Raw genomic sequence first — 15,903 nt, forward strand, 5'->3', positions numbered from 1 at the left:
GCACCGCTCCGCCCGCACCCTCATCCGGCTGCCGCCACCTTCTCCCGGGGGGAGAAGGGTTCCACCTTGAAGATTGAGGAATGACCGCAGCGTTTGGGCGTGCCGCCACGCGGAGCCCCTCCCCCTCCGGGAGAGGGTTGGAATGAGGGGTACGAGCGGAGCGCAAGAGTGATGTGCACTGCTCCGCCCGTACCCTCATGCTGAGCGTACGATGGCGCCTCCGCCTATATGCGAGACGCCGCCCATGAAGCTCGGCCCCGTCATTCCCGTCCTGCGCATGTTCGATATCGCCAAGGCGCACGAGTTCTACATGGGCTTCCTCGGCTTCGCGGTGGATTGGGAGCATCGGTTCGAACCGGGCACGCCGCTGTACACGCAGGTATCGCGCGGCGACTGCGCGCTGCATCTGTCGGAACACCACGGCGACGCCAGTCCCGGTGCCGTGGTGCGCATCGCGATCGACGATATCGATGCACTGCATGCCGAGCTGAGCGCGAAGAACTACCGCTACGGCCGCCCCGGCGTCGAGACCATGCCGTGGGGCCTGCGCGAGCTGGCCGCGCACGACCCGTTCGGCAATCGCCTGATCTTCTACGCCCAGCCGTAGCGCGTCAGTGTGCGGCAGCGACGGGCAGCTCGCCGGTCACCTTGCCGTTCTCGTCCAGCGTCTGCACTTTGGGCGTGCCATCCGCGGCCACCATCAGCAGCAGGCGCGGGCGGCCCTGCGCATCCATCATGCCCAGCCCGACCGTGCCGTCCTGGCCGCGGCCCATCGACATGCGCGTCTTCGGCTTGCCGCCGTGCGAGGCGTAGAACGCTTCGATGCGCCTGGTCTGTTCTTCCGGCGGCAGATTCTTGATCTGCTCCAGCAGCTGGATCAGTTCGAGGATGGGGAAGGGCGGCTGGTCGATCAGGGTGATGCGGTTGCTGTGCGCGTCGCCGTCCTGGCTGGCGTCCAGGGTCAGGGTCTGGTCCTGCTCGTAGGCGTCGAAGGACAGGTGGCCATAGCTCTGCTTGGTACCGTCGGCGCTCTTCTCGCCGCCGAAGATCAGGCCGCCGTTCTCGGTGCCTTCGTCGTTGAGGAAGATCATGCCGGCGGTCTTGCGGCTGGGATGCGGGTATTCCTTGTTCTTGATGTAGATGCCCGGAGCCTTGTCGGTATTGGAGACGACCAGGCGCAGCGTGCCGTCCGGTTCGCGTAGGTTGATGCGCTGGACGTCGAGCTGTTCGACCGAAAGTTTCTTCGGCGCATCGACGAAGCCGCTGAGCATGGTGACGGCGAACACGGCGGTGAGCACGCCGGAATAGATCGTGAGGAAACGCTGGCTGCCTGAAGTCATCGGGAAGCGCGACATCGCGGAACTCCTGGAATGAAAAGGGCGGGACCACGATGCTGTGGCCCCGCCCGACTGTGAAACGTGATGGCTGCCGTGTCAGAAGACGGCGAAGTTCTCAGAAATGGATCACCGTGCGGATCGACTTGCCCTCGTGCATCAGCTCGAACGCTTCATTGATGCGCTCCAGCGGCAAGTTGTGCGTGATGAACGGATCGAGCCGGATCTCGCCCTGCATCGCCTGCTCCACCATGCCCGGCAGCTGGGTGCGGCCCTTTACGCCGCCGAACGCGCTGCCGCGCCACACGCGGCCGGTGACCAGCTGGAAGGGACGCGTGCGGATCTCCTGGCCGGCGCCGGCCACGCCGATGATCACGCTCTCGCCCCAACCCTTGTGGCAGCACTCCAGCGCGGCGCGCATCACTTCGACATTGCCGATGCATTCGAAGCTGAAGTCGACGCCGCCGTCGGTCATCTCGACGATCACTTCCTGGATCGGCCTGGCGTGATCCCGCGGATTCACGCAGTCGGTGGCGCCCATCTCGCGGGCCAGGGCGAACTTGCCCGGGTTGGTGTCGACGCCGATGATGCGCCCCGCCTTGGCCTGCACCGCGCCCTGGATCACCGCCAGGCCGATGCCGCCCAGGCCGAATACCGCCACGGTGTCGCCGGGTTTCACCTTGGCCGTGTTGTGCACGGCGCCGATGCCGGTGGTGACGCCGCAGCCGAGCAGGCAGACTTTTTCCAGCGGCGCCTGCGGATTGACTACGGCCAGCGAGATCTCCGGCACCACGGTGTATTCGCTGAAGGTGCTGGTGCCCATGTAGTGGTAGACCGGCTCGCCGTTGTAGGAAAAGCGCGTGCTGCCGTCCGGCATCAGGCCCTTGCCCTGGGTGGCGCGCACGGCCTGGCACAGGTTGGTCTTGCCGGACAGGCAGAATTTGCACTGGCGGCATTCGGCCGTGTACAGCGGAATGACGTGGTCGCCCGGCTTCACGCTGCTGACGCCTTCGCCCACCTCGACCACGATGCCGCCGCCTTCATGGCCGAGCACCGCGGGGAAGATGCCTTCCGGATCGTCGCCGGACAGCGTGAAGGCGTCGGTATGGCAGACGCCGGTGTGGGTGATGCGGACCAGCACTTCGCCCTTGCGTGGCGGTGCGACGTCGATCTCGACGATTTCCAGCGGCTTGCCCGGCCCGAAGGCGACGGCGGCGCGTGATTTCATGGACAGCTCTCCAGCAGGCGACAAGAAAGGGAACGGCGGACGCGCGGCCCGCCTACTTCAGATAAGAGCGGACCAGCTCGGTCATTTCGCGCACGCGCTCGGCGCGGCGCTGGTCGGACGGGGCGGGCGCGCCGAATTCCTCGCGGATGTGCGCCTCCATCACCTCGGCCATCAGGCCGTTGACCGCGCCGCGCACGGCGGCGATCTGCTGCATCACCGGGGCGCAGTCGGCGCCGGCTTCCAGCGCGCGCTCCAGCGCTTCGAGCTGGCCGCGGATGCGGCGCACGCGGCCGAGGACGCGCTTTTTCTCATGGGGGGAATGCGGCATGCGGGGCTCGCCGGTTTCTATACTGGGGTAGAGTATCCGAGGGCCCGGCCCGACGGTCAATGTCACCTTGCCGCAACGCCGGCTGCGTCACCATGGCGCGTTCCCGCCTGGCCCCATCCCGAGAGGTAAGCGCATGCATATCGATCTTTCCGGCAAGAACGCCCTGGTCACCGCTTCCACCGCCGGCATCGGCCTGGCCATCGCCACCGGCCTGGCCCAGGCGGGCGCCAATGTGGTGATCAACGGCCGCCATCCGGACACCGTGCAGAAGGTGGTCGAGCAGCTTCGCAAGCAATTGCATGGCGCCAACGTGGAAGGTGCCGCGGCGGACCTGTCGACGGCCGCCGGCGCCAGGGCCCTGACCGCCGCCGTGCCCGGCGTCGACATCCTGGTCAACAACGCCGGCATCTTCGGCCTGAGGCCGTTCTTCGAGATCGACGACGCGGAATGGGAGCGCTACTTCCAGACCAATGTGATGTCCGGCGTACGCATGGCGCGGCATTACATGCGCGGCATGATCGAGCGCGGCTGGGGCCGCGTGGTGTTCATCTCGTCGGAGTCCGGCCTCAACATCCCGGTGGACATGGTGCAGTACGGCTTTACCAAGACCGCGCAGTTGTCGATCGCGCGCGGCCTGGCCAAAGTGGCGGCGGGCAGCGGCGTCACCGTCAACAGCGTGCTGCCGGGGCCGACGCTCTCGGACGGTTTCAAGGACATGGTGCGCGAGCAGGCCGAGCGCGAAGGCAAGAGCTACGAGCAGATCGGCGACGAATTCGTGCGCGCCCACCGCTCCAGCTCGATCATCCAGCGCATCGCCAGCACGGAAGAGGTAGCGAACATGGTGGTGTACACCTGTTCGGCGCAGGCATCGGCGACCACGGGCGCGTCGTTGCGGGTGGATGGTGGCGTCGTCGACACGATCTAGCGACCACCTACCCCCTCTCCCCTCCGGGCGACCCGAAGGTAGTCCCCGTGGGAGAGAGGGTTGGGGTGAGGGGCCGGGCGGAGCGCAGCGTCGAATCCCGCTGAGCGGAGCTTCAACCTGCCCGGCCAAAAAAAAAGCCCCGCAGTGCGGGGCTTCTTCGTAACGCCGAGAAGACCAGAACTCAGCCCTTCTTCTCCGCCTTATACCGCTCGATACCGTTGACGATCTCCGCCTTCGCGTCCTCGGCGCCGCCCCAACCCTCAAGCTTCACCCACTTGCCCTTCTCCAGGTCCTTGTAGTGCTCGAAGAAGTGGCCGATGCGCTCCAGCCAGTGGCCGGAGACTTCCTTGATGTCCTTGATGTGCGAGTAGCCGTTGAAGATCTTGGCCACCGGCACCACCACCAGCTTCTCGTCGGCGCCGGCTTCGTCGGTCATCTTCAGCATGCCGACCGGATGGCAGCGGATCACCGAGCCCGGCACCAGCGGCAGCGGCAGGATCACCAGCGCGTCCAGCGGGTCGCCGTCGCCGCCCAGGGTGCCCGGCACGTAGCCGTAGTTGCAGGGGTAGCGCATCGGCGTGGACAGGATGCGGTCGACGAAGATCGCGCCGCTTTCCTTCTCCACCTCGTACTTGACCGGCTCGGAATCCTTCGGGATTTCGATGATGACGTTGATTTCGTTCGGCACGTCGCGGCCGGCGGAGACGAGATGCAGACCCATGGTGGTTCCTATGCGTGGAATGGCTTGGGGAAAGCTTCCAAGCATACGGCAAAGGCTGCTGCGCCGCAGCAGGCGAGGGCCGTGGATTCAGGGCCGCGTCATTGCCGCAGCGGCCTCAGCGCTGGTAGGGACGCTCGCGCAACCACTTGGTGGCAATCCATTTTTCGCCGCGGAGCACGGGCAGGCCGGCGTGCAGCGAGCTCTGGTCGCCGGTGTCGTAGGCGAAATAGACGGCCGAACCGCGCAGCGCGGTGACGATGAGGCCGGCGGCCGGAAAGCCGGTGCCGCCGCCTTCCTTGGGCGTATTGAGGTACATCACGATGCTGGCGATGCGCTGGCCGCCGCGCGCGGTCACCGCATTGAAGCCCGGCTGGGTGGGATCGAACCAGTCGAAATGCGGTTCGTATTCCTGGCCCGGCTGGTAGTGCAGCACCTGCAGGCCTTCGCCGTGTTCCACCGGCAGATCCACCAGCCTGGCGATGCGCCGCTCGATGCGTTCGATCAGCGGCGTCTCGCCGAGGCTGAAGAACATGCCGTTGCTGGTGCGGCGTTCGTCGGTCTGGTGGCGCCCTTTGTCATCCACGGTCAGCGAACGGGCCAGGCGCGGCGAGGCCAGGGCGATCAGGTCGCCGCACTCATCATCAGTGAGCAGCCCGTCCAGCACGCGCACCACCGGACTGTCGAGGCTGGCGCTGACGCGTACCGCATGGCCATCCGCCACGCTCGAAGGCGCCGCCGGATGGGTGGTGCGCCTGGCGCCTGCGCGCGGGATCGTCGCGTTGAGCGCGGCCAGCGGCACGCCGAGCACTTCGGACACGGCGCGATGGCATTGCTGCTGGTCGTAGCCGGCTTCCTGCATCAGCTTGACCACTTCCAGCGGCGTATGGCCGCCGCGGGCGGTGGCGAGGATCCAGTCGCGCAGTTCGGGGCGGATCTTGTGGAAGGATTTCATGCGAATCGGCCGTCCGGGACGGTGGAGTAGGTTGGGGTGAGCGCAGCGAACCCCAACGTGGCGCCTGCCTTGCGAGGTCCGTTGGGGTTTGCCTTCGGCTCACCCCAACCTACTTCAGGTGTTCCCACAGATACGTATAGCCCAGCGCACTCATGAAGGCCGACTGCTTGTTGTCCGCCGCCGCGCCATGGCCGCCCTCGATGTTTTCATAGAAGGCCGTGTCATAGCCTAGCCCGGCCAGCTTCGCGTACATCTTGCGCGCATGCACCGGGCCGACGCGGTCGTCGCGGGTGGAGGTGGTGAACAGCACCGGCGGGTACTTCTGGCCGGCCCTGGCATTGGTATAGGGCGAGAAGGTCTTGATCCAGGCCCATTCCTCCGGCTTGTCCGGATCGCCGTACTCGGCCATCCACGAGGCGCCGGCGGACAAATGCGTGTAGCGCTGCATGTCCAGCAGCGCGACCTGGCTGACCACGGCGCCGTACAGCTGTGGATACAGCGTGAGCATGTTGCCCATCAGCAGGCCGCCGTTGCTGCCGCCCATCGCGCCCAAGTGTGCCGGCGAGGTGATGCCGCGCTTGAACAGGTCCTGCGAGACCGCGGCGAAGTCTTCGTACGCCCGCAGCCGGTTGGCCTTCAGCGCGGCCTTGTGCCAGCGCGGACCGTATTCGCCGCCGCCGCGGATATTGGCGATCACGTACACGCCGCCCCTTTCCAGCCAGGCGCGGCCCACGCCGCCGCTGTAGGCCGGCTGCAGCGAGATCTCGAAGCCGCCGTAGCCGTACTGCAGGGTGGGGTTCTTGCCGTTGGCCTGCAGGTCCTTCGCGGCGATCTCGAAGTAAGGCACGCGCGTGCCGTCCTTGGACACGGCGAAATGCTGGCTGACCCGATACTTCGAGGCGTCGAAGAAGGCCGGGCTGTGCTTGATCGCGCGCGGCTCGCCCTTGTCCAGCGTGCCGGCATACAGCGTGGTCGGCTGCAGGAAACCGGTCACCGTGAGGAAGTAATCGTCGCTGTCGTCCGCATCGATGCCGGAGGCGGCGATGGTGGAGAGTTCCGGCGCGCCGCCCAGGCTTTCGCGCTTCCATGCTCCCGCCTGCGGGGTCAGCACTTCCAGGCGGTTCACCACGTTGTCCATCACGTTGAGGATCAGGTGGTGGCGCGTCCACGAATGGGCGTCCAGCGCGGTGGTGTCGGTGGGCTCGAACAGCACCGTCAGCGGCTGCTTGCCGTCCTGGTACTTGCCGGCCATGTAGTCGTCGAACTTTGCCGCGAGCAGCGAACCGGACTTGTAGGTCCTGCCGCCCAGCGTCCAGTCGCTGCGCGGGGTGATCAGCAGCCATTCGCGCTGCACGTCGGTGCTGGCGTCGCTGGGCACGTCGATGCGGACCAGCTTGCCGTCCTTGCCGCGCAGGAAGGTCTCGCTGTCGTAGAAGGCCAGCTGGCGATGCACGAAGTCGCGCTCGAAGCCAGGCGTGTGATCGCGCTCGGCGGACACGCTCATGTCCTCGTGCCTGCCTTCATACACGGTGGCCGCGGCGGACAGCGGCGTGCCGCGCTTCCATTCCTTGACGATGCGCGGATAGCTGGACGCGGTCATCGAGCCGGGACCGAAGTCGGTGGCCACGTAGAGCGTGTCCTGGTCCTTCCAGGTAGCCTGCGTCTTGGCCTCGGGCAGCACGAAGCCGTCCTTGACGAACTGCTTCGAGGCCAGGTCGAACTCGCGCACCACGTCGGCGTCGGCGCCGCCGCGCGACAGCATCAGCAGGCAGCGCCGGTTGGCGGGCTTGAGGCAGTCGACGCCGTGCCACACCCAGTTCTCTTTCTCGGCCGCGGACAGCGCGTCGAGGTCGAGCACCGTTTCCCAGGTGGGCTGCTCGCTCGCGTAGCTCGCGGGCGAGGTGCGCCGCCACAGGCCGCGCGGGTGTTCCTTGTCGCGCCAGAAGTTGTAGTAGTGGTCGCCGATCTTGTTGACGAACGGGATGCGCGCATTGGAATCGAGCACTTCGAGGATGCGCGCGTCGAGCTGCCTGAACCCGGGCGTGTCCGCGTATTTCTTCACCGTGTCGGCGTTGTGCTGGCGCACCCAGTCGAGCTGTTTCGCGCCGTCGATGTCTTCCAGCCACAGGTTGGGGTCGGGCGAGGCCGGAGCGGGAAGCGTGGCTGCGTGGGTCATGCCGGTCATGGAAAGGGCCATCAGCAGGGACAAGGAGAACTTCTTCACCGGGAGTTCCTTGGGGGACACGGTCCGGCCATTCAAGCAGTTCGCGCGAGCCCCGTCACTGGCCGAGCACCTGCACGAAGACGCTGCGGAACGACTCGATGCCTTGCCGGGCCTCGGCTTGCGCCTGGTCAGGCAGGGGATAGCTGCTGCCGACGGTGGCCTGCAAACCATGCTTTTCCAACCAGTCGCGCACGGCGTCGGCCCGTTGCGCGGCCAACTCCGGCGTGCCATGGCCGTCGGAGCTGGCGCGTCCTTCCACCAGCAGCCGGCGCGCGTTCCAGCGCTGCGTGGCCCAGTCGATCAGGCCCAGGGTGGCCAGCTGGGCCTCGCCCAGTCCGGCCGAGCCGCGCGGAAACAGGACGGGCGGCAGCGGGCGGGGTGGCGGCACGATGCGCACCTGCCAACCGGCGAGACGGGTGGCCAGGGTGTCTTCCATCTGCTTGAGCGAGCCCAGCGAGGCATCGGCGCCGGGTGCGACGGCGAGGGTAAGGCGGCGCGCCGCCGCGTCGATCTGCGAACTCAGCAAGGGCAGCGGAAAGTTCGCCGCCGCTTCGGTGGCTGCGTCGATGGCACCGGCGGCCGGCGTCATGGGATTGATGCCGGCGCTGAGCGCCGAGCGCGACAGTTCGGTACGGGTCGGGTCGGCCATGATCACCGGCGACAGATGCAGTTCCAGGCCGGCCGGAAGTGCACTTGCGAATGCCTTGCGCAGGCGCTGGTCGTCCGCGCCGTCGTAATGCTGTGCGGCGAAGGTGATCTCGACGGCGCGCTGCTCGTCGTCCAGCTGCAGGTCGAGCACGCGCACGCTCTGCGCGCTGAGCGTGGCGGTCAGGGTGTTGCGCACGGTGCCCAGCAGGCGGGCCTGGCGCGCGATGTCGCCCAGCGCATGCGCCAGCGGCCAGCCCAGCGGCAGCATCACGGCAAAGCCGACCAGCATCTGCCAGGCCACCGCGGCGCGGGTGCCGCGCCCGCTGAAGCCGTACCAGGTGCAGATCAAGGTGGCGCTGAGCGCGATGGTGGCGAAATTGGTGGCGAACAGCAGCAGCGCGCCCTGCGAGATGCGCCATTGCGCCACCGCGATCCCGAAGCCGACCACCGCCATCGGCGGCATCAGCGCCGTGGCGATCGCCACGCCGACGATGGTGCCGCCGCGCTGGCGGACCATCGCATAGCCGCCGGCCAGGCCGGACAGCGTGGCGGCGATCATGTCGAACAGGTTCGGCGTGGTGCGCGCGAGGATTTCCGGCGTCGGCGTGCGCAGCGGCGACAGGCGCACGATCAGGATCGCCACCAGTAGGGCCAGCCCCATGCCGGCCAGCAGCGTGCCCAGGGCGCGGAACACGCGCCGGATATCCAGCGTGGCGATGCCCAGGCCAAGACGCACGATCGGCCCCATCAGCGGCGACACCAGCATCGCGCCGATGATCACCGACACCGAGTTGCACAGCAGGCCGATGGTGGCGATGCCGGAGGCCATGGTGCACATGAAGAGGTAGCTGCCTTCGAGTTCGCCGTTGTCGTCGATGTCGGTGGCGATGGCGGTGCGGTCGACGGTGGCGGCCTGGCGTTTCAGCCAGCGGCGGATGGCGTTGAGCATGGGCATGTCTCTCGGCTTCGGGGCGTGGGCATTATGGGTTGCGGCGGCAGCGGCGCGGTCACCCAGCCCGCGTGCTCGACGCAGCCGGCTACTTCATCCCTGCGCCGTCTCACCCACTACCAGACATTTCCGGTATTTCCCTCGCGCAAAAAAAAACCGCCGGTACAGACCGGCGGCACTCGGGGAGACCCGAAGCCTCGGCGTCGTTCCGGACGCCGGGCTCGGTTGTTGTGTAATGCCTTGGCTTAGAAGTCGTAGCGCGCGGTGATGCGGAAGTAGCGCGGGTCGGACACGTTCAGCTCACGCAGGTACAGCTGGTTCGGCGTGTTGCGTGCGCTGGTCTCGTAGCGATAGTTGTAGGCCGTGGCCACCTGGCGGTTCAGCACGTTGATCACGTCCAGCTGCAGCGTCAGGTCCTTCAGCCAGGCCGGCTGGTAGGCCACGTTGAGGTTCAGCTGGTAGGTCCACGGGGCCGAGCCGTGCGAGCCGCGGGGCGAGAAGGCGTAGTCGGACGCCGCCGGCTTGTAGCCGGTGCTGCCCGGCGCCGTGCCCGAACCGGACAGGCCGCAGAACCAGTAGGCCGCGCCGCTGTACAGGCCCTTGTCGGCCGTCGGGTAGTGGCTGGTGCAGTTCTTCGGACGGCCCGAGGCGGCGATCAGCGACGCGCCGAAACGCCATTCCTCGGTGGCCTGGAAGTAGCCGAACGCCTTGATCTGGTGCTTGCGGTTGTTCGGCAGCAGGCCGTTGGAGCCGACCATCAGCTGCGGCAGGTCCCAGTCCTGGGTGGTCGACACGTCGGCCTGGCCGCCGTTGCCGGTATCCAGGTCGGAGGCCAGCTGGCCTTCGGTGTTGCCGTAGTTGCGCGAGAACGTGTAGTCGACGCGGCCGTACCACTTGTCGGCGAACGGATGTTCCAGGAACAGGTCCAGCGCGTAGTACTTGCGCTTCAGCTCCGGCAGGCCCAGCTGCTCGCGGGTGTAGGTGACGGACTTGAAGCTGCCGTCGGCCTGTTCCTGCAGGAAGGTGTTGGTGGTGCCCGGGTTGAACAGGAAGCAGGAGCCGCCCAGCGCCGGGGCGCAGGTGTCGTCGATCGCGCTGCGCAGCTTGCGGTAGGTCAGCTTGGCGCCCCAGTTATAGGTCGGGCTGATCTGCTGCTCCAGGCCGGCGATGTACTCGTCCTGGTAATGCGACTTCAGGCCCTTGGCCGCCACAGTGCGCGGATCCGGCGCCTCGCCGCATTCCAGGTTGCTGGAGATGGCATTGGTGTTGCCGCAGGCATAGCCCTTGCTGCGATCCACCGCGACCGGGGTGAGGCCGGTCGGCGCGCCGGTCTTGGCATCGACGCCGGTGTAGGTGAAGTACTCGTTGGTGATCAGCGAGCCGGAGGCGCCGCGCACCGCGACGTTGTTCGGCATCGCCAGGTGGTAGCGACCGGCGTTGGCGAACAGCTTCAGCGAGGAATCGCCGAACACGTCCCAGGCCGCACCGATGCGCGGGGCCAGCTGGTGGCGCTGGCGGGCGTAGGGCTTGCCGTCGCCGTTGTAGTTGGAGAACTGCTCGTTGCGCAGGCCCAGCGAGAGCAGCCAGCGGTCGGTGATCTGCCAGCGGTCTTCGATGAACTGCGCCTGCTGCTCGGTCTTCACCTTCGCGTTCTGCGTGTTGTAGGCGCGCGAGACGAAGTAGCCCTGGGCACCGAGGCCGCCGGCCGAGGCGGGCGAGGCCACGCCATGGCTGGCGTCGATGCCGATGTTCGGGTCGGTCTGCCAGCCGTACACCCAGGCGTAGCCGCCGGGATAGGCCGAACCGGTGAGCGACTCGGCCGTCTGCGCGTCGTAACCGGCACGCAGGGTGTGATCGCCGAGGCGGTACTCGACGTCCAGGCGCCAGCCGTGGGTCTTGTCGTTGGCGCCCGGGATCAGCAGCGAGGACACCGCGCCCTGCTGGCAGGCGCCGTAGGTCAGGCCCGGGGCCTGCACGGTCGCCGAGGAGGAGATGTACGGACAGCTCGGGTCATAGCCGAACGGCTGCTGCAGATGTTCGAGGTTCTGCTTGCCGACCAGCGCCGACACGGTCAGGTCGTCGGTGATGTAGCTGGTGTACTTGGCGATGTACAGACGGCTGCTGTCCTTCTGGTGCACACCGCCGTTCTTGACCTCGCCGTGCGAGTAGTCGTTGTAGTTGAAGGCGTAGCGGCTGGAGTCATAGACGATGTTGTCCTGGACGCCAGTGAACTCCAGGATGTTGCTGTCCGTGATGTTCCAGTCGATCTTCGCGGTCCAGCGCGGCATCTTGTAGGTGTAGTCGTTCCAACCGGTCTTGGCGGTGGAGCTGGACGAGTTGGAGAACGACGCGACGGACGTGCCGTCCTGCTTGGTCATCTCGCCGTCGACGTAGAAGAACAGCTTGTCCTTGATCAGCGGGCCGCTGGCATAGGCGCCATAGGTGTTATAGGAGTACTGGTTCTTGTTGCGGTACCAGTACAGAGAGCCGTCGGTGTGCAGCGCGGTATTCGGGCCGTAGTAGCCGGTGTTCGGGAAGTAGTTGTTGCGCGGATTGGCGCGCAGCGCTTCCGGGCGCAGGATGGCGTAGACGCCGCCCTTCCACTGGTTGGAGCCGCGCTTGGTGACGATGTTGATCACGCCGCCGGTGGAACGGCCGAACTCGGCGCCGTAGCCGCCGGTGAGCACCTGCTCCTGGTCGATCGCGTCGAACGGCAGGGTGGTGGCGCCCAGCGACTGCAGCGGGTTGGTCACGGCATAGCCGTTGATGTAGTACGCGTTCTCCGACGAAGCCGCGCCGCCGAAGCTCGGGATATTGCCGAAGCCGGTGGTGCTGTAGCTGGAGTTCTCCACCACGCCCGGCGCGAGCAGGGCGGCGGCGCCGACGCTGCGCGCGATCGGCAGCTTGTTGAGCTGCTCGGAGGTGAGCACGGTGCGCGTGTCGACCGAGGACACGTCGATCGCCGGCAGCGCGGAGGCCACCACCGAGACGCCCTCGAGGTTCTTCGCGTCATTGCCTGCGACGGCCGCGCCGAAGGACACCTCGGTACCGCTGGAGATCGCCACCACGATGTTGTCGCGGGTGCTGACGGCGCTGCCGTTGTTCTGCAGCGTCACCTTGTACTTGCCCACCGGCAGGGTGGAGAAGCGATAGCGGCCGCTGTCGTCCACGGTGGTGGTGCGGCTGAAGCCGGTCTCGGTGTTCTCGATGACGACGGTGCTGCCCTGCTTGGCGGCTACCTGGCCGAAGATCGAGCCGGTGGTATTGGACTGCGCGAGTGCGCCGGTGCTGGCGAACGCGAGGCCCATGGCGAGCGTCAGCGCGGAATAACGCAGAGAACGCGACGCCTTGAAGGTCGTGATGGTCATTACAACAGACTCCCCCAGGAGAAAGATTCGAAAGGCGCGGCTTGTGGGATGCCGAGCGGTGTAATGAGGGACGCCCCCGGGCGGCGACAGGCCGCAAGAACCTGCTCCGGTTCCTCCCCAGGAACCAGAAATGCGCGTCGGGATTGCGTTTTCCCCCTGGCCGGATGACTTCCGGCCTACAGCGCTTCTAAGGCAGTTCTTACGAAATCGTCAACAGGCTCGTAACAAAAAACGTCTAGGTATTTTTCACAGTGGTTTCACGTCAACGAGTTACATCGACATGCGGTGCCGCACGGCGGGGCCCGGCGTTCGCTGGAACTTACGCCGGGCTTGCTGTCTGCTTGCGCGAATGTGACGGGCAAAGAAAAAAGCGGCCCTCGCGGGCCGCTTTTTCGTGCCGATGGATCTATTTAGACGTCTAAACGCAGTGGGCTCACAGCAGCGGAATGAGCAGCAGGGCCACGATGTTGATGATCTTGATCAGCGGATTCACCGCGGGGCCCGCGGTGTCCTTGTAGGGATCGCCCACGGTGTCGCCGGTGACGGCGGCCTTGTGCGCGTCCGAGCCCTTGCCGCCGTGGTGGCCGTCCTCGATGTACTTCTTGGCGTTGTCCCAGGCGCCGCCGCCGGTGGTCATCGAAATGGCCACGAACAGGCCGGTGACGATGGTGCCGATCAGCACGCCGCCCAGCGCCTGCGCGCCGGCCTCGGTGCCGCCCAGCCACTTGAAGCCGAACACCACCAGCACCGGCACCAGCACCGGCAGCAGCGAGGGCACCAGCATTTCCTTGATCGCGGACTTGGTCAGCATGTCCACCGCGCGCGAGTAGTCCGGCTTGGTGGTGCCCTCCATGATGCCCTTGATCTCGCGGAACTGGCGGCGCACCTCTTCCACCACCGAGCCGGCCGCACGGCCCACCGCTTCCATCGCCATCGCGCCGAACAGGTAGGGGATCAGGCCGCCGATCAGCAGGCCGATGATCACGTAGTGGTTGGACAGGTCGAAGCGGAAGTCGCTGACGCCCAGGTGCTGGCTGAGGTTGTGCGTGTAGTCGGCGAACAGCACCAGCGCGGCCAGGCCGGCGGAGCCGATCGCATAGCCCTTGGTCACCGCCTTGGTGGTGTTGCCCACCGCGTCGAGCGGGTCGGTGACGCCGCGCACTTCCGGCGGCAGCTCGGCCATCTCGGCGATGCCGCCGGCGTTGTCGGTGATCGGGCCGTAGGCGTCCAGCGCCACCACCATGCCGGTCATGCTCAGCATGGCCGTGGCGGCGATGGCGATGCCGTACAGGCCGGCCAGCGCGAACGCACCCCAGATCGCCGCGCACACCGCCAGCACCGGCAGCGCGGTGGATTTCATCGACACGCCGATGCCCGCGATGATGTTGGTGGCATGGCCGGTGGTGGAGGATTGCGCCACGTGGCGCACCGGGCCGTACTCGGTCGCGGTGTAGTACTCGGTGATCACCACCATCGCGCCGGTGAGCGCCAGGCCGATCAGCGCGCAGCCGTAGAGCTTGCCCACGCCGTAGGCGGACTCGCTCATCAGCTGGCTGGTGATCGGCCAGAACGCGATCGCGGCGAGCACCGCGGAAACGGCCACGCCGGCGTACAGCGCATTCATGATCTTGCCGCCCGGACGCGAGCGCACGAAGAAGGTGCCGATCACCGAGGCGATGATCGAGGCGCCGCCCAGCAGCAGCGGATACAGCACGCCGTTGGAGCCGGTCTGCTCGGCCATCACGCCGCCGAGCAGCATGGTGGCGATCAGGGTCACCGCGTAGGTCTCGAACAGGTCGGCCGCCATACCAGCGCAGTCGCCGACGTTGTCGCCCACGTTGTCGGCGATCACCGCGGGGTTGCGCGGATCGTCCTCGGGGATGCCGGCTTCGACCTTGCCGACCAGGTCGGCGCCGACGTCCGCGCCCTTGGTGAAGATGCCGCCGCCCAGGCGCGCGAAGATCGAGATCAGCGAGGAGCCGAAGGCCAGGCCGACCAGCGCGTGCAGGGCATGCATGCTCTCGTAGCCGAGATGGCGCAGCACCGCGTAGTACGCGGCCACGCCGAGCAGGGCCAGGCCGACCACCAGCATGCCGGTGATCGCGCCGCCGCGGAACGCGACATTCAGCGCGGCGGCCAGGCCGCTGCGCGCCGCCTCGGCGGTGCGCACGTTGGCGCGTACCGAGACGTTCATGCCGATGTAGCCGGTGGCGCCGGACAACACCGCACCGATGGCGAAGCCGATCGCCGTGCCCCAGTCCAGGGCCAGCCCGATCACAATGAAGAGCACCACGCCGACCGCACCAATGGTGGCGTACTGCCGGTTGAGGTAGGCCCGTGCACCTTGCTGGATCGCCGCGGCGATCTCCTGCATGCGCTCGTTGCCCGGTGATTTCGCCAAGACCCAGCGCACCGAGAGCGCGCCATACAGAACCGCCACGACCGCACATGCAAGCACGATCCACAAGCCATACTGCTGCAGCATCGAAGCCTCCCCATCCCGGTTGTAGTAGCCGCCCCTTGCGGGCGGGTCCGGCGAGTATAGGCAGAGGTCGGCGGGGCTTATGTTGTGCGACGCAACGCATGCGCAAGGGCGCACAAAAAAAGGCGGTGTCCGTAGACACCGCCTTCACTAGGATCCTTCCGCAACTTCGAGCGCCGCTTAGTTGAGCACCATGTCCAGGATGATGCCGGTGCCCACGGCGACCAGCAGGTAGCCACCGTCATCGCGCACCCAGTGGTAGCCGTACGGCGGCGGGCGCAGGCGGTAGTAGCGGTAGTCGTTCACCACATAGACCGGGCCGTAGTAGCGCTCGCCGCGCGCCCAGCGATGGTGCGGACGGTAGCCGCCGCCGTAGTAGCGGCGATCGTCGTGCCAGCCGCGGTCCGGGCCGCGCCAGTGATCGTGGCGGTCCCAGTCGCGGCGGCCCCAGTCACGATGGTCGCGGCGGTCCCAGTCGCGATGATCCCGGCCGCCGTCGTAGTGCCCATGGCGGTCGCCGCCGCGGTCGTGTCCGCGGCCATGGTCGTTGTCGGCCAGCGCGACATTGCTGCCGGCCAGCAGCAGGCCGAGGGTGAGGAAGAGTTTGCCGAGGAACTGAGTGCTTCGGGTCTTCATATGCGCTCCTCCGACGAAGAGTCGTCGTTGGAAAGATCGTAGAAAGCTACGTCTGAACGATGAGGCCTATCCGTCACATCGTCTTCATCTGGTGGTCAGCCCCGAGTG

12 protein-coding genes are annotated in these 15,903 nt (G+C 66.9%); 2 read left to right on the plus strand and 10 right to left on the minus strand.

Going from position 1 to position 15,903, the window contains the following annotated elements; genetic code table 11:
- Positions 1-244 precede the first annotated feature (244 nt).
- Entirely contained in the window at positions 245-607 is a 363-nt protein-coding gene (locus BM172_RS20970; RefSeq protein ID WP_026634903.1) for a glyoxalase superfamily protein, read from the plus strand.
- A gap of 4 nt (positions 608-611) precedes the next feature.
- Here the strand turns inward: BM172_RS20970 and BM172_RS20975 are convergent, their stop codons facing one another.
- From BM172_RS20975 to frmR, 3 genes are all read right to left on the minus strand, one after another.
- Positions 612-1,355: a hypothetical protein gene (locus tag BM172_RS20975; RefSeq protein ID WP_026634902.1), complete on the minus strand. Its 744-nt coding sequence runs from the start codon at positions 1,353-1,355 to the stop codon at positions 612-614.
- Positions 1,356-1,452: 97 nt separating this feature from the next.
- Positions 1,453-2,562: an S-(hydroxymethyl)glutathione dehydrogenase/class III alcohol dehydrogenase gene (locus BM172_RS20980; protein ID WP_026634901.1), complete on the minus strand. Its 1,110-nt coding sequence runs from the start codon at positions 2,560-2,562 to the stop codon at positions 1,453-1,455.
- 52 nt (positions 2,563-2,614) lie between these two features.
- A complete protein-coding gene (gene frmR, locus BM172_RS20985) occupies positions 2,615-2,890 on the minus strand; it encodes a formaldehyde-responsive transcriptional repressor FrmR (protein ID WP_026634900.1) in 276 nt (91 codons plus the stop codon).
- A 133-nt stretch (positions 2,891-3,023) separates the two neighbouring features.
- Between frmR and BM172_RS20990 the strand changes: the two genes are divergently transcribed.
- Complete coding sequence (locus BM172_RS20990; RefSeq protein ID WP_026634899.1) at positions 3,024-3,815, plus strand: SDR family NAD(P)-dependent oxidoreductase; 792 nt, start codon at positions 3,024-3,026, stop codon at positions 3,813-3,815.
- Positions 3,816-3,996: 181 nt separating this feature from the next.
- Here BM172_RS20990 and ppa read toward each other — a convergent pair whose 3' ends face one another.
- From ppa to BM172_RS21025, 7 genes are all read right to left on the minus strand, one after another.
- The gene (ppa, locus tag BM172_RS20995) at positions 3,997-4,536 is read right to left on the minus strand and encodes an inorganic diphosphatase (RefSeq protein WP_026634898.1); all 540 of its coding nucleotides are present in this window, start codon (positions 4,534-4,536) and stop codon (positions 3,997-3,999) included.
- A 115-nt stretch (positions 4,537-4,651) separates the two neighbouring features.
- The gene (locus BM172_RS21000) at positions 4,652-5,488 is read right to left on the minus strand and encodes a 2OG-Fe(II) oxygenase (RefSeq protein ID WP_026634897.1); all 837 of its coding nucleotides are present in this window, start codon (positions 5,486-5,488) and stop codon (positions 4,652-4,654) included.
- A gap of 109 nt (positions 5,489-5,597) precedes the next feature.
- A complete protein-coding gene (locus tag BM172_RS21005; RefSeq protein ID WP_051548619.1) occupies positions 5,598-7,685 on the minus strand; it encodes a prolyl oligopeptidase family serine peptidase in 2,088 nt (695 codons plus the stop codon).
- 82 nt (positions 7,686-7,767) lie between these two features.
- Positions 7,768-9,309, minus strand: coding sequence for a TIGR00341 family protein (locus tag BM172_RS21010; RefSeq protein ID WP_177218854.1), 1,542 nt, complete (start codon positions 9,307-9,309; stop codon positions 7,768-7,770).
- A 245-nt stretch (positions 9,310-9,554) separates the two neighbouring features.
- Positions 9,555-12,677, minus strand: a complete 3,123-nt coding sequence (locus tag BM172_RS21015; RefSeq protein ID WP_026634895.1) for a TonB-dependent receptor — start codon at positions 12,675-12,677, stop codon at positions 9,555-9,557.
- Positions 12,678-13,110: 433 nt separating this feature from the next.
- On the minus strand, positions 13,111-15,162 hold the full coding sequence (locus BM172_RS21020; RefSeq protein ID WP_026634894.1) for a sodium-translocating pyrophosphatase: 2,052 nt from the start codon (positions 15,160-15,162) through the stop codon (positions 13,111-13,113).
- Between the two features lie 177 nt (positions 15,163-15,339).
- Positions 15,340-15,795: an RcnB family protein gene (locus tag BM172_RS21025; RefSeq protein ID WP_026634893.1), complete on the minus strand. Its 456-nt coding sequence runs from the start codon at positions 15,793-15,795 to the stop codon at positions 15,340-15,342.
- Positions 15,796-15,903 lie beyond the last annotated feature (108 nt).

It is taken from the genome of Dyella marensis, from assembly GCF_900112865.1.
Classification (GTDB): Bacteria; Pseudomonadota; Gammaproteobacteria; order Xanthomonadales; family Rhodanobacteraceae; genus Dyella_D; species Dyella_D marensis_A.

What these genes read in the sequence shown, in the direction of transcription:
- BM172_RS21025 (WP_026634893.1), bottom strand. Translation starts at nt 15,795, where the DNA reads ATGAAGACCCGAAGCACTCAGTTCCTCGGCAAACTCTTCCTCACCCTC.
- BM172_RS20980 (WP_026634901.1), bottom strand. Translation starts at nt 2,562, where the DNA reads ATGAAATCACGCGCCGCCGTCGCCTTCGGGCCGGGCAAGCCGCTGGAA.
- BM172_RS20990 (WP_026634899.1), top strand. Translation starts at nt 3,024, where the DNA reads ATGCATATCGATCTTTCCGGCAAGAACGCCCTGGTCACCGCTTCCACC.
- BM172_RS21010 (WP_177218854.1), bottom strand. Translation starts at nt 9,309, where the DNA reads ATGCTCAACGCCATCCGCCGCTGGCTGAAACGCCAGGCCGCCACCGTC.
- BM172_RS21015 (WP_026634895.1), bottom strand. Translation starts at nt 12,677, where the DNA reads ATGACCATCACGACCTTCAAGGCGTCGCGTTCTCTGCGTTATTCCGCG.
- BM172_RS21000 (WP_026634897.1), bottom strand. Translation starts at nt 5,488, where the DNA reads ATGAAATCCTTCCACAAGATCCGCCCCGAACTGCGCGACTGGATCCTC.
- BM172_RS20970 (WP_026634903.1), top strand. Translation starts at nt 245, where the DNA reads ATGAAGCTCGGCCCCGTCATTCCCGTCCTGCGCATGTTCGATATCGCC.
- BM172_RS20975 (WP_026634902.1), bottom strand. Translation starts at nt 1,355, where the DNA reads ATGTCGCGCTTCCCGATGACTTCAGGCAGCCAGCGTTTCCTCACGATC.
- BM172_RS21005 (WP_051548619.1), bottom strand. Translation starts at nt 7,685, where the DNA reads ATGGCCCTTTCCATGACCGGCATGACCCACGCAGCCACGCTTCCCGCT.
- ppa (WP_026634898.1), bottom strand. Translation starts at nt 4,536, where the DNA reads ATGGGTCTGCATCTCGTCTCCGCCGGCCGCGACGTGCCGAACGAAATC.
- BM172_RS21020 (WP_026634894.1), bottom strand. Translation starts at nt 15,162, where the DNA reads ATGCTGCAGCAGTATGGCTTGTGGATCGTGCTTGCATGTGCGGTCGTG.
- frmR (WP_026634900.1), bottom strand. Translation starts at nt 2,890, where the DNA reads ATGCCGCATTCCCCCCATGAGAAAAAGCGCGTCCTCGGCCGCGTGCGC.